The organism is Sphingopyxis selenitireducens (assembly GCF_051550705.1).
Lineage (GTDB): Bacteria > Pseudomonadota > Alphaproteobacteria > Sphingomonadales > Sphingomonadaceae > Sphingopyxis.
This window is the reverse complement of record NZ_JBPULG010000001.1, coordinates 1,225,810-1,238,247: the sequence shown is the minus strand read 5'-3', so window position 1 is coordinate 1,238,247 and position 12,438 is coordinate 1,225,810. Positions and strand designations below refer to the sequence as shown.

Annotated in this window: 13 protein-coding genes; 11 read left to right on the top strand and 2 right to left on the bottom strand. The window is 62.5% G+C overall.

Going from position 1 to position 12,438, the window contains the following annotated elements; all coding sequences use genetic code 11:
- Window positions 1-15 precede the first annotated feature (15 nt).
- The 6 genes from ACSYDV_RS05630 (at window position 16) to ACSYDV_RS05605 (ending at window position 6,552) form a co-directional block, all read left to right on the top strand.
- Complete coding sequence (locus ACSYDV_RS05630) at window positions 16-774, top strand: SDR family oxidoreductase (protein WP_438322759.1); 759 nt, start codon at window positions 16-18, stop codon at window positions 772-774.
- Entirely contained in the window at window positions 771-1,676 is a 906-nt protein-coding gene (locus ACSYDV_RS05625) for a beta-keto acid cleavage family enzyme (RefSeq protein ID WP_438322758.1), read from the top strand. Before ACSYDV_RS05630 ends, ACSYDV_RS05625 begins: the two co-directional genes overlap by 4 nt.
- An 8-nt stretch (window positions 1,677-1,684) precedes the next feature.
- On the top strand, window positions 1,685-2,614 hold the full coding sequence (gene lhpI / locus ACSYDV_RS05620) for a bifunctional Delta(1)-pyrroline-2-carboxylate/Delta(1)-piperideine-2-carboxylate reductase (RefSeq protein WP_438322757.1): 930 nt from the start codon (window positions 1,685-1,687) through the stop codon (window positions 2,612-2,614).
- Window positions 2,611-3,843, top strand: coding sequence for an aconitase X (locus ACSYDV_RS05615; RefSeq protein WP_438322756.1), 1,233 nt, complete (start codon window positions 2,611-2,613; stop codon window positions 3,841-3,843). The genes lhpI and ACSYDV_RS05615 overlap by 4 nt, the downstream gene beginning before the upstream one ends.
- A complete protein-coding gene (locus ACSYDV_RS05610; RefSeq protein WP_438322755.1) occupies window positions 3,837-4,292 on the top strand; it encodes an aconitase X swivel domain-containing protein in 456 nt (151 codons plus the stop codon). The genes ACSYDV_RS05615 and ACSYDV_RS05610 overlap by 7 nt, the downstream gene beginning before the upstream one ends.
- A 502-nt stretch (window positions 4,293-4,794) precedes the next feature.
- Window positions 4,795-6,552: a tetratricopeptide repeat protein gene (locus ACSYDV_RS05605; protein WP_438322754.1), complete on the top strand. Its 1,758-nt coding sequence runs from the start codon at window positions 4,795-4,797 to the stop codon at window positions 6,550-6,552.
- Window positions 6,553-6,764: 212 nt separating this feature from the next.
- Here ACSYDV_RS05605 and ACSYDV_RS05600 read toward each other — a convergent pair whose 3' ends face one another.
- Both ACSYDV_RS05600 and ACSYDV_RS05595 read right to left on the bottom strand, forming a co-directional pair.
- Entirely contained in the window at window positions 6,765-7,904 is a 1,140-nt protein-coding gene (locus ACSYDV_RS05600) for an NAD(P)/FAD-dependent oxidoreductase (protein WP_438322753.1), read from the bottom strand.
- 227 nt (window positions 7,905-8,131) lie between these two features.
- Entirely contained in the window at window positions 8,132-8,602 is a 471-nt protein-coding gene (locus ACSYDV_RS05595; protein WP_438322856.1) for an energy-coupling factor ABC transporter permease, read from the bottom strand.
- 112 nt (window positions 8,603-8,714) lie between these two features.
- On the opposite strand from ACSYDV_RS05595, the gene ACSYDV_RS05590 reads away from it, so the two are divergent.
- The 5 genes from ACSYDV_RS05590 (at window position 8,715) to ACSYDV_RS05570 (ending at window position 12,362) form a co-directional block, all read left to right on the top strand.
- Complete coding sequence (locus tag ACSYDV_RS05590) at window positions 8,715-9,275, top strand: ABC transporter substrate-binding protein (protein WP_438322855.1); 561 nt, start codon at window positions 8,715-8,717, stop codon at window positions 9,273-9,275.
- Window positions 9,248-9,442: a hypothetical protein gene (locus ACSYDV_RS05585; RefSeq protein WP_438322752.1), complete on the top strand. Its 195-nt coding sequence runs from the start codon at window positions 9,248-9,250 to the stop codon at window positions 9,440-9,442. The genes ACSYDV_RS05590 and ACSYDV_RS05585 overlap by 28 nt, the downstream gene beginning before the upstream one ends.
- Before the next feature lie 329 nt (window positions 9,443-9,771).
- Window positions 9,772-10,449: a response regulator gene (locus ACSYDV_RS05580; RefSeq protein ID WP_438322750.1), complete on the top strand. Its 678-nt coding sequence runs from the start codon at window positions 9,772-9,774 to the stop codon at window positions 10,447-10,449.
- Entirely contained in the window at window positions 10,449-11,471 is a 1,023-nt protein-coding gene (locus tag ACSYDV_RS05575) for a sensor histidine kinase (protein ID WP_438322854.1), read from the top strand. The genes ACSYDV_RS05580 and ACSYDV_RS05575 overlap by 1 nt, the downstream gene beginning before the upstream one ends.
- Before the next feature lie 207 nt (window positions 11,472-11,678).
- Window positions 11,679-12,362 carry a LuxR C-terminal-related transcriptional regulator gene (locus tag ACSYDV_RS05570; RefSeq protein WP_438322748.1) on the top strand — a complete coding sequence of 228 codons (684 nt, stop codon included), beginning with the start codon at window positions 11,679-11,681 and terminating at the stop codon, window positions 12,360-12,362.
- Window positions 12,363-12,438: the final 76 nt, after the last annotated feature.

Here is a 12,438-nt window from a genome sequence, read left to right as displayed (position 1 = left end):
ATCAAGGGAGGCTTCATGGAACGAGTATTGGTTACGGGGGCGGGCGACAGCGTCGGCCGCGCGATTGCAGAGCGTTTTCTGCAAAAGGGCGCCAAGGTGCATATCTGTGACGTGCGCGGCGATGCGGTAGCGGCGACGCTGGCGGCGAATCCCGGAATGAGCGGCAGCGTCACCGATGTCGGCGTGCGCGCCGAGGTCGATGCCTTGTTTGCCGATGTGCGCACGCACGTCGGCGACCTCACGATATTGGTCAATGTCGTCGGCATGGCAGGTCCGCGCGCGGCGATCGAGGATATCGACGAGGACGAGTGGGACAAGACGATCGGGGTCAACCTGTCGGGCATGTTCTATACGATGAAGCGCGCGGTCCCGATGCTGAAGGCGAACGGCGGCGGCTCGATCGTCAATTTCTCGACCTGTTCGACGCGCACCGGGATCCCGTTTCGCGCGCCCTACATTGCGTCGAAAGCCGGGGTCGAGGGGCTGACAAAGAACAGCGCGCGCGAACTGGGCCCGTCGGGCATTCGCGTCAACGCGATCCTTCCCGGCATCATCAACAACGACCGCTTCCGCTTCATCGTCCAGCGCAACGTCGACGCGACGGGCCGCAGCTTTGACGACATCGAGAACGACTATCTCAAATATGTGTCGCTGCGCTGCAAGGTCGAGCTCAGCGAGTTCGCCGACATGGTCGAATTCATCACCTCGGACGCCGGCAAGAAGATCACCGGCGAGATCATCGCCGTGAGCGGCAATATGGAATGGGAAGAATGACGATGAGCAACAAGACGATCCTGACCTGCGCGGTCACCGGCGGCGCGCCCTATAACAAGAAGCATCCGTCGATGCCGGTGACGCCGAAGCAGATCGCCGACGCGTGTATCGAGGCGGCTTCGGCCGGCGCGAGCATCGTCCACATCCACGTCCGCGACCCCGAAACTGGTGAGGGCAATCGCGATCGCGGGCATTTCCGCGAAGTCGTCGATCGCGTGCGGCAGACCGGTACCGACATCGTGCTCAACCTGACGTGCGGCATGGGCGCCTATTTTCTGCCCGACCCCGAAAATGAAGGCCATATGCTGCCCGGCAGCGATGTCGTGGGCGTCGACGAGCGCGTCGCGCATGTCGAGGAGTTGCTGCCCGAGATTGCGACGCTCGACATCGTCACCAACAATCAGGTCGAAGGGCCGACCGAATATATTTATTTCAGCCCGACGCACACGCTGCGCGCGATGGCGAAACGGTTCCAGGCGGCAGGGGTTAAGCCTGAACTCGAAGTGTTCGGCGCCGGCGACATTTTGTTCGGCAACAAGCTGGTCGAGGAAGGGCTGGTCGATGGCCCGGCGATGATGCAGATGGTGCTGGGGGTGCAGTGGGCTGCGCCGCACGGCGTCGAGACGATCCTGTATCAGAAGAGCCTGATGGCGCCGGGCACGATCTGGGGCGCGTTCGGTATCGGGCGCGAACAGATGCCGATGCTCGCGCACACGCTGCTGCTCGGCGGCAATATCCGCGTCGGGCTGGAGGATAATCTCTATATGTCGCGCGGCGTCTGGGCGACCAACGGCCAGCTGGTCGAGCGCGCCTATACGCTCGTCAACGCGGTCGGCGGCTATGAGGTCGCGACGCCCGCCGAAACGCGCGAAATGCTGAAACTCAGAACCCCGGGCGCATGACCGGGGCGATGGCGACAATCCCCTATTTTGACGGCGAAGCGGTCGCGCGGGCAACACCAATGCCCGCGCTGATCGCGGCGTTGCGGCGTGCCTTTGCTTCCGGCGATTATCATGCGCCGCCGCGACTGGCCGCCGACATGGGCGGCGCGTCGCTGCTCGTCATGCCGGCATGGAAGGGGAGCGAGCGGGTCGGGACGAAGATCGTCACGGTCGATCCGCGCGCGCGTCCCTCCATCCAGTCGACCTATATTTTGAGCGATCGTGCCTCCGGCCGGCCCATTGCCGCGATCGACGGCGCCGTGCTCACCCGCCGCCGCACGGCTGCGGTGTCGGTTCTGGCCGCATCGCGGCTGGCGCGACCCGCGTCCGCCACCTTGCTCGTCATCGGCACTGGCGCGCTCAATGCGCCGATCATCGAAGCCTATGCCTCCGTTTTTCCGCTGAAAAATATCCTGATCTGGGGCCGCGATGCGGACAAGGCCGAGGCGGCGGCGTGCGCGGCGCGTGCGCTGGGATATCCTGCTGCGGCCATTGCGACGGTGGAGGCCGGACTGGCGGCGGCGGATATCGTGTCGGCTGCGACGCTCGCGGCCGAACCGCTGATCGCCGGCGCGGCGCTGCGGCCCGGCATGCATATCGACCTGATCGGCGCTTTCCGCCCCGATATGTGCGAGGCCGATCCCGAGACCTTCGCCTGCGCGCGCGTTTTCGTCGATACGCACGAAGGCGCGATGGAAGAGGCGGGGGATTTGCTGCAGGCGATCGCTGCGGGTGCGATCGGCGCGGACGCGATCGAAGCCGATCTTGCGGCGCTTTGTTCGGGTGCGCATCCGGGCCGCGGCGACGAAGACGAGGCGATCACCCTGTTCAAATCGGTGGGCACCGCGATCGAGGATCTGGCGGCGGCGGAACTCGTCGTGGGGGATGTTGCACCGTGAAGCTGGAACCGATCGACCATGCGTTGCTGGCAGGCGAGCATGGCGCCGCTGCCGCGCGCGCCATGGCGCTTCTGGTCCGATACGGCACCGCTTGCGGCGCCGATCGCTTCATCGGCATCGAGTCGGCGCATATCGACGGTTGCCTTTATCATGGGCCGTCGAGCATCGATTTTGCGCAGCATTTTGTCGATCTTGGCGGGAAGGTGCGTGTTCCGACGACGCTCAACGTCGCGGCGGTCGATGTCACCCACCCGGGCTGGCATTGCGGCCCCCCTGAAATCATCGCGCAGCAGGAGACGCTGACCCGCCTGCACGAACAACTCGGGTGCCTGCCGACGCTGACCTGCGCGCCCTATCAGCGGATGGCGCGTCCGCGGCGCGGCGAGCATGTCGCGTGGGCAGAGTCCAATGCGATCGTTTTCATCAATTCGGTGCTCGGCGCGCGGACCGACCGCTATGGCGATTTCACCGATCTTTGCGCGGCATTGACCGGGCGCGTGCCGCTCGCGGGGCTGCATCGCGACGAAGCGCGGTGGCCGACGATCCTGTTCGAACTGCCCTCGGTCGAGGCGACCGGCTTGCCGCGCGACCTTTATTTCGCCGCGATCGGCTATGTCGTGGGCCGCCGGGCACCGGGTATAGTTCCCTATTTGCGCGGATTGCCATGCGACGCGAACGAGGACGAGTTGAAAGCGCTCGGGGCGACAGGGGCCTCGTCGGGCGCGCTCGCGCTGTTCCATGCCGAAGGGGTGACGCCGGAGGCCGCGGACATGCCGACCGAAGGCGTGAAGGTCGAGGTCGTATCGCCGACGGAGCCGGTGGCGGCGATCGCATCGCTGTGCCGCGCCGCGGAGGGCGAAGCCGTCGCGGCGGTCTGTCTCGGCACACCGCATTACTCGATCAATGAATTTGCTGAGCTCAACCGCGCGCTCGAGGGGCGCCGCCGGTCGCCGGAGACCGAAATCTATGTCTCGACCTCGCGCGAGATTGCGGCCGCGGTTACGGCGGATCCGGCGTGCGATGCGTTGCGCGCCTTCGGCGTCAACATCATCGTTGACACCTGCACCTATCTGGCGCCCGTGGTTCGCCAGACGTCGGGCCTGATCCTGACGACGTCGGGAAAATACGCCCATTATGGTCCCGGCAATCTCGGGCGGCGCGTGGCGCTGATGACGCTCGAACGCTGCATCCGGTCGGCCGAAACGGGCAGGGTGGTGGCGCCATGCTGATCCATGGGCATGCCTTGATCGCGGGACTGGCAAGCGGGGACGTGTTGAAGCTCACCGAACCGCTGAGCCTGTGGGGCGGGGTCGACCTGCAAACGGGAGGTATCGTCGATGCCTCGCATCCCCAGCGGGGCGCGGTGCTGGCCAACCGGCTGCTCGCGATGCCGGGAAGCCGGGGATCTTCGTCCTCCTCAAGCGCCCTCGTCGAACTCGCGCGGACCGGGCGGGCGCCCGCCGGGGTGATTACGACGCGGGGTGACCCGATCCTAACCATCGGCGCGCTGGTCGCCGACTATCTTTATGGCGCGGCCATCCCGATCCTGATCGTATCCGACGAGGATTTCGGAAAACTCCGGTGCGGGGCGACGGGTCATTTATGGTGTGAAGCCAGCCAGGCCGTGCTGACCTTTCCGGAAGATGAGCCGGGCCGGTTCGCGAACTCGCCGACCTAGATGATGTGGGATTGAAGCCGGACGCGCGGTCTGCTTCGCCGCGCTCCCCAACGAAAAACCGGCTATGGTTTGCGGTCCCAAGCCGTTCCTGGAGCGTCTCGTTTACCCGGGGAGGGGCTGAAGCCAAACCGATGTGGATGGCCGAAACATGCGCGTTCCGCGCAGGCATCGCTTCGCAATGAAATGACAGTCATGGTGCCTGTCCAACCGTTGAGCTGTTGAATAATTCAATACCCGGCCGGTTTCGTGACAGTATAGATTATTTCACATGATCAAATGCGCTGGATCAGGCAGATTTGCGACATTTCAATGTCCCCTGTCCCGCTTGGACGAATTCTCCAACATGACCGTGAAATTTCTGCGGTTCATATCCTGTTTTTACCCTTGGCATCTCAAAACCCGGCCTTCTCCAATCAGCCGTCGGCGTCAGTATCCGCGCTGGCTGTGCAAGAATGTGCGATAGGTTGACCTTTATTTAATCGCTATGGCCAATGATCATGGAATGGATGCCCGCGGAACTATTCTTGTCGTTGCGCTGCTTTTACATGCATTTCCGGTCGGGGCACAGTCAGTGTCGCTGCTGCTGGAGCCAATGAGCGCGTTCCAGAAACAAGCGTTCAAAGATGCACTGGCAAAAGTGTCGACGATGCCTGAAGGCCTGGTCCGCGATCAAGCGTCGACCTTCGTCGCTTTCCGGTTGATGATGAGGGGTGATTGTCCGCAAGCGCTCCCCATAATGACAAAATATCTCGTCAAAGTGGCTGATCCTGTCGCCTTGGGAGGATTGGCAACCGGCGCTCTGACGGGGCGCGACCCGCTCTGCATGAGATGGGTGGCAACCAGAATCGAAACGGCGCTTACCAAGGCGCCACTGACAGACCCTCAGCGTGCTGAGCTGCGCATCCGCGGGCAGACAATGCTGATGTTGGCGGGACAGGCGACCCGATCATATAAAATGCCGGCCGCCAATTTTTCAGACCTCGATACCGTGCCCGAGTCCGCCAGTATGCGCGAGTTGGAATTGGAGGGTTTGACTGTGCACATTTCTTTGGGCGATGCGCCACGGCGCCGCGAAACCCTGCTGATCAACCGTCTCTGGGACTATCGTGGAACGCCGCTGCAACTTCTGTTGGCGAAATCGCTCGAGAAACGCGCAGCCGTGGAACCAAAGTTCCTGACCAGTACCGGTTGGATCGAGGTTGCGTTGGTGCTTCTGGGGGCGGGTGAGCGGCGGTCCGCGGAACGGCTCCTGGAAACCACCGGCGTGCGCTATATTAATGGCGAGGGCTTGGTTGTCGAGGCGGCCCTCAGGCAAGGTGACATTCAACATACCGTTGAACTGATCGCGCGGGGTGATTGGGTTACGAAGGGCAAAACCGTCAGCCGTTTGACGGAAAGCTGGCCCGCCGCATTCATTCCCTATGTCGAACAGCCAAGCATGTTCGGCACGGATTTCAACGCCAAGCTCGGCCTGATCAGCTATTCTGAAGCGCTTGACCGTGCTGGCTTCCCGGAAGCCGCCGAGCGTGCCGCGCGAGCCGCGTTGAAGATTCCGGATGGCGACCATTACGGTCGCGGGCGCCAGGCCCAGGCGCTTGCTCGTCTCGGCCATTTGGAAGCTGCAAGAGACCTCGTGCGCGAGGCCGAACAGCGACCAAAGATCGAGGACCCCTATTATGTAAGGCTGGGGGTCGCCCGGGGCGCTGCATTGTCGGGAAATTTCGATGAGGCGATAATGGCGATCGAGGCAGCGCCTGCGAGGGAACGCGATCACATTCTTGTCGATACGCTGGCGGTTGTCGGTTCGATACCATCGAATGTCCGTGATAGCCTGGAACAACGGCTTTTGCGTCGTTTGGGCAGCGGCCAGCCGCTTGCCGTCTCGGCTGATGCGATGGTGGAGTTCGCCCGCGCCGGTTTGCGACCCGAATTACTCACCGGGGCAATATCGCGCATGGAGAGAGGGCGAAAGAATGCCCGGCTGGTCACGCAATTGGCGGATCTGGCGCGGCAATCCGGTCATAGCGCCAACGCTATAATCATCGCGGGATTGGCGGAGACTTTGCTTCCTGACAGCCCCCAGGCCGATGCGGAACTGGTCGCGCTCGCCGACCTCTACTGGAAGCTGTCATCGCCGGACAAGGCGACCGCAATTTCCTCGCGCGTTTCTCATCAGGTTGGATCAATCGATGCCCTGACAAGAGCGTTCAATCCGGCGCGGGGAGAAAACCAACCGAAGCTGTCATTCGTCACGTTCTGAATGGGCGACGTGCAAAAGCTGGCTCTCGAGGAATCAGCTTACCTGCGTGTCTGCTTCTTATTTTATCCCGAAAGCAGTCTAACCGGCCAAAAAATTCGGCAATGGGTTCGATTGAAGCTGACCGATCTGGCGAAGGCCGGGGCGGATTTGGTCAGGCCGCGCGACGGGCTCCCGAGCAGCCATCGAGGCCCATTACAAAGGCGAATGTTAGGCTATTTTTGGCCGATCTGGAGGCGCTCTACAGCAAGATCAACCTGGTTGACGCCCCAATCCGCCAAGCCGGTCGGCCAGCTGCCGCCCGTGATCAGCGACTCAGTTGCGGCAGCCATCGCAGGAGCCGTCTGCAGGCCATATCCACCTTGACCGGCCAGCCAGAAAAACCCCTCTGCATCGGGTGCGAAGCCTGCAACCGGAATTCGGTCGTGCGTGAAGGTGCGTAATCCGGCCCAACTGTGACTGATCCGCCGGACGGCGAGGGAGGTATAATGTTCGGTCTTCGCCGCGGCGAGGGCGATGTCATATTCCTCCGGCTGGGCGTCGGTCGGTTCGCTCGGTACTTCATCGACGGGACAGGCCAGCAGGCGACCCGATTCGGGCAGCATGTAGAAATCGTCGATCGCGGTTTTGGTGAAGGGCCAGTCGCCTGTCTGCTGGTCCGACGGGGCATCGAAAACGATGATCGTCCGGCGCAGCGGCTGAAGGCCGAGCGGCACGACACCAGCCATGCGCGCGACCTCGTCGCACCAGGCACCCGCCGCGTTGACGAGGATCGGTGCCGAAAAGCGGTCCCCGGCAGCCGTGGTCGCAATCCAGTTCGCGCCTTCGCGTTCGATCGCGACGACACTGGCACCCGCGATCGACTGGCCCCCCGCACGCTTGATCGCGGCGCGATAATCCTGCTGCAGTACTTCGCTGTCGAGACGGCGGGCGGTCCGGTCGAGCACGGCGGCAACGATGCCGTCGCCCCCGCAGCGGAGCACCGGCACCATGTCGCGCACGGCATCGGCGTCGAGCCTCTCAAGCCCGTCGCTATAGGGGCGCATGTCCGCTTCGAGCACATCGAGCCCCGCGAGCATCTCGGGCGGCGCGATAAACAGCGCAGGGGAGGGGCGCGACAGCGCGGTACCACTTGCGCTCGGGGTTTCGAAATGCGCGCGGCTGAATGCGGTCATGCCGCGCACCACCGATTTGCCGATACCGAAATGATAATAGGTCGCGCTGCGACCGCTCGAATGATAGCCGAAGCTACTCTCGGCTTCGAGCAGGATGGTCCGTCCGTGCGGGGCGAGCCGCGCGGCGGCCGATACGCCGGCGATGCCGCCGCCCACGATAAGAAAATCGGTTGTCTGCAATTCCCGTTCCTCTTCCACAATATTTCGTGCCGGGTTGGATGTCCCGAATGGCGGCAATTCGGGCGATGCCGATGCCCTGTACAATCGTGATCCCGAGTGCCGAAAGGCACCGACAGACGCTTGAATCTTCCGGGAGTCCGGGCGGCACCAAACGTCCGAATGATTGAAGCTCGGTATAAGCCAATGACGGTTCCTGCGGGCTCCTCTCATAAGCTACCCGGCCATACTCAGTCGAGCGCGAACAGCCTGCGGTTGACAAACCGGTTTCCTCTGAGGTCATTTAGGCCCTTCGCGACGGCGAGTACTGCTAAGTCGATGAGTGGCTCGACGATGATCACCAGCATGTAGGCTCCGCCAAATGTGCCGATCGATACGGCATTGGTTGCCGTGAAGCCTTGGCCGTAGAATGCCCGGAAAGCGACCCAGCTCACTATGCCGGCTTGATAGGCGGTCGAGAGTGCCAGCGCCTGACCGTAACGAAGATCTACATAGAGTGTTTTGAGCGGTATGAGGCGGCGGGCAAGGGCAGCCAGCGCGAATAGAGGCACCAGCAGCGTCGTGACGTTCATGCCAAATAAGGGGGCGAAGAATATCGCCTGGAGAAGCAGTGCTGCGGCAAGCCCGATCGCGGCGGGACCCGCGCCGAGAAGCAGGAATAAGGTCGATCCCAAAATCAGGTGAACCTCCGAGACGCCGATCGGATAATGGGGGAGGACCTCGAAGAAGCAAAAACAAGCTGTCGGCGTAAGCGGTGCGGCGCTTTGGCATGAGGAGCGCGGTCACCCGGCTCCATCCGGGAAGCCCGAACGCATCGTCTCGCTTACCCTGTGTGCAGACCAACTGGTGCTGGCCCTCGCGGACCGCGGCCAGATTGCCGGGCTTACGCGCAATGCCGCCGATCCGGAGATGTCGGGAGAGGCCGGCAAGGCGCGCGGACTTCGGATTTTGAGCAATTCGGCCGAAGAGATATTGGAGCTTGATCCCGATCTCGTCGTTGGCATTCCGGCACGGCGCAGCGCCTCGATCGGAGTGCTGAACGGGCAGAAATACACCACGCTCGACCTCAAGACCGCGAACACACTTGTGGAAATCTATGCGTCGATACGCGAGACCGCCACCGCCGTAGGGCATCCCGAACGTGGGAGTATGCTGATCGCGGATAGGGAGAGCCAGCTCGCGGCCATTCCGCGTCCCGGGAAGGGACGCGTCGCTGCATATTATCAGCGGCGCGGGTTCATGACCGGTACGGGAACGCTGATAGACGATCTCATGAAGCGCGTGGGCGTGGTCAATCTTGCCGCGAAGCTTGGCAAACCGGCGCTGTCGCAGCTTCGGCTTGGGAGATGGTCGCGGCGCAGCCCGCCTTTTTGATCGTCGAAAGCGCGACCGACGAGGTCACCGACCAAGGGAGCGAAATGCTCCATCATCCGGCGCTCAAGGATATTCCGCGCATCAGCATTCCGCAGGCGTGGACCGTGTGCGGCAAGTCCAGCCTATGTCAAAGCGGCGCGCAGCATGGCCGTGCTTGCCAATCGTGAAACGACGCGTGCGGCCCAGTGCACGGTATTGGATGATGAAGCTTCGCTTGCGCGTCGCGGATATTCGCAGGCGGGCGGCTAAAGTATGTCGAGCGCGTGGAGTAGCAGCCATAGCAGCGACAGCGCAGCGAGGACGCCAAGGAACCAGCCTTCTTTGCGCATAACTTTCTGTCCCCCTCGCCCGCAGATACAACTGCCGCCCCTGTTGTAACAATTCAAGCGCGATCGCGTTCGGTCGTCCATCGACCTATCGGGTTAAGCCGTAGGGATTAGGTCGTTGCGCTTGACCAGCGGGCAGAGGGGTGCTGCACTCCCGCCGGGGGAACGGCGTGCGGATATTGATCGTCGAGGACAACGCCAGGATTGGGGCTTTGACCGCCGAAGGGCTTTCGGCGATGGGTTTTTGCTGCGACATCGCGCCGACGCTATCCGAAGCGTGGGAACTTCTGGCGGCGACCAGCTATGACATCATCGTGCTCGATCTGGGGATGCCCGATGGCGACGGGCGCGCATGGCTGGCGGTCGAACGCGCCCGCGGCCTTATCACTCCGGTCATCATGCTCACCGCGCGTTCGGCGTTGGGGGATCGTGTGGACGGCCTTGATGCGGGGGCAGATGACTATCTGGTCAAGCCGTTCGCCATCGAAGAGCTGGCGGCACGCGTGCGCGCGCTGCTTCGCCGGCCGGGCGCCCGTTCGAGCTCTGTGCTTTCCGTGGGGCCGGTCGATTTCGACACGATCGCGCGTGTGGGGAGCTGTAAAGGCAAACCGCTCCACCTTAGCCAACGTGAAGCGGCGCTGCTTGAATTGATGATGGTCAAGGCCGGCAGTGTCGTCAGCCGCGAACAGATCGAGGCGTCGCTCTATTCCTTCGACGAGCCGGTAACGCCGAACGCGATCGAAGTGCTGGTATCGCGGGTGCGGAAGAAGCTTGCGAATCTGGGAATCCACGATCGGCTGGTGACGCTTCGGGGGGTCGGTTATCTGATGCTCGAGCCCGTCGATTGATGCAGCAGGGGCGATCCATCATCGACGAACTGCGAACGGGTTTCGCGTGGATGGCGGCAGGGGGCAGCGTTGTGCTCGCCGCTTTTCTGGTTGTCGATTTCGAGCTGGTGCGGAAGGATATTCGCGAAACATACGGACATATCGGCATCGCCCACGAGGTGATTGATCATGTCATTTTCCCGATTATCGTCCTGCTTGCCCCGTTGGCGATCGCGACACGATGGCTGATCGCCCGGGCGCTGAGGCCGCTGCATGACGCGGCGGAGTTTATTCACCAGGCGACCGGCCGCGAGCGGGGCTTTCGCGTGACGCTTGCCGACTTCCCGACCGAAGCCATGCCCTTTGCCGAGGCCGTCAATGCCCTGTTGTCGAGGCTGGACGACGCGGCGCGGCGGCAGGAGGGGTTTGCCGCCGATGTCGCGCATGAACTCAAGACGCCGCTTGCTGTCGCTATGCTGGAACTGGGGCGGCTGAAGACGGCCGATACCGATCGGGTGAGTGCCGACCTTGCCGGGATGAACCGCCTGGTCGAACAATTGCTGGTGCTGGCCCAGCTCGACGCCTATGCGGCGGCGCCCCAGCCGTTCCAACCCATTAATCTGGCGGATGCGGCGCTCGACGCGATCAAACTCTGCGCGGTCGATGCGGCGCAAAAGGGTGTCGCGCTTGCCTATCGCGATGAGGGCGGGCCTCCGGTGATGGGGCGTATCGAAGCGGTGACCGCAGCGCTGCGCAATCTCGTCGAAAACGCCGTTCGGGTGACCGCTGCTGGCAAGGAAGTGGTTATTGTTCGCGGGCCGGGGCCCACTATTCGCATCGTCGATGGCGGGCCGGGGATCGACCCTGCCAGGCTGCTGGCCTTGTCGGACCGCTTCCGGCGCGGCGAACATGCGAGTTATGGCGGCGCCGGCCTTGGCCTGTCGATCGTCGCGCGAATCATGGAAGTGCATGGCGGAACGATGAAAAGCCATCCGGAACAGCCATCGATCGAGCTGGATTTCGGAGATATTGTAGTGAGTTGATACAGATTTCGGACCCGTCAGCTTTCTGTAAGCAAAATCCGCTACATCTGGGGCTGAAGGATTCGGTAGGGCGAGTCTTTCCGACGGACTAGCTTGAGAGAAAAAAGGGGAGCAGCTGTCCGGCGTTCACAGCGGGTCGCAACCGTTGATGAACTTGGGGGAAATATTTTGTCCGCTGTATCAAGGGCACTGATTTGGGAGCGGCAATTGCTTTGCCGAAGCGGTCTCGCATCCATCATCCGGGGCGAGTTCGGTTGTTGCGACGTTGCGACCGCAGGAGATGCCGATCAGGCTCTCGACTGGCTGGCCGCAAGCGGCGCGCGGGACATGCTCGTTCTCGATGGCGGGATCGACCTGGCCTCGGTGGTGCCCGACGGTATTCGGGGATTGCGTCACCGCTTTCCGCAACTTTCGCTGGTGATCGTCGACTGGCGGCGCGATCGCGACGATGTGCTTGGGGCTATCGCCCAAGGCGCGCATGGTTTCATTCCGAAGGACATGGAGCAGGACGAAATGCTCAACGCCTTCCGTCAGGTGATGGCGGGTCAGGTCTATGTTCCGCCGATCGTCAGCGACGTCGACACCGAGCAGCGGGTCAAGGGCGCTTCGGGTTCGCATCAGGCGTCGCTGTCCAGTCTCACCGAACGCCAGCGTGAAGTGCTGACGCATATGTCTTTGGGTAAGTCGAACAAGGAAATTGCCCGCTCGCTGCGCATCTCGGAGAGTACGGTCAAGGTCCATGTGGCCGCCGCATTCCGCCTGCTCGGCGTGCACAATCGCGTCGGAGCGGTGGCCGCGCTGCAGAGCCGCGGAGACACATCGGCTTTTGTCCGGGACCAGTTCCTCGGCCGTCGACCGAACACCGATTTCAGAACACGCGCTTACGGATAATCCTCACCGGGACCGGAATATCTTGCTTTCGGGCCGGGGTGAATGAAGTTCATCCATGTATCGGCCAAAAGTATTA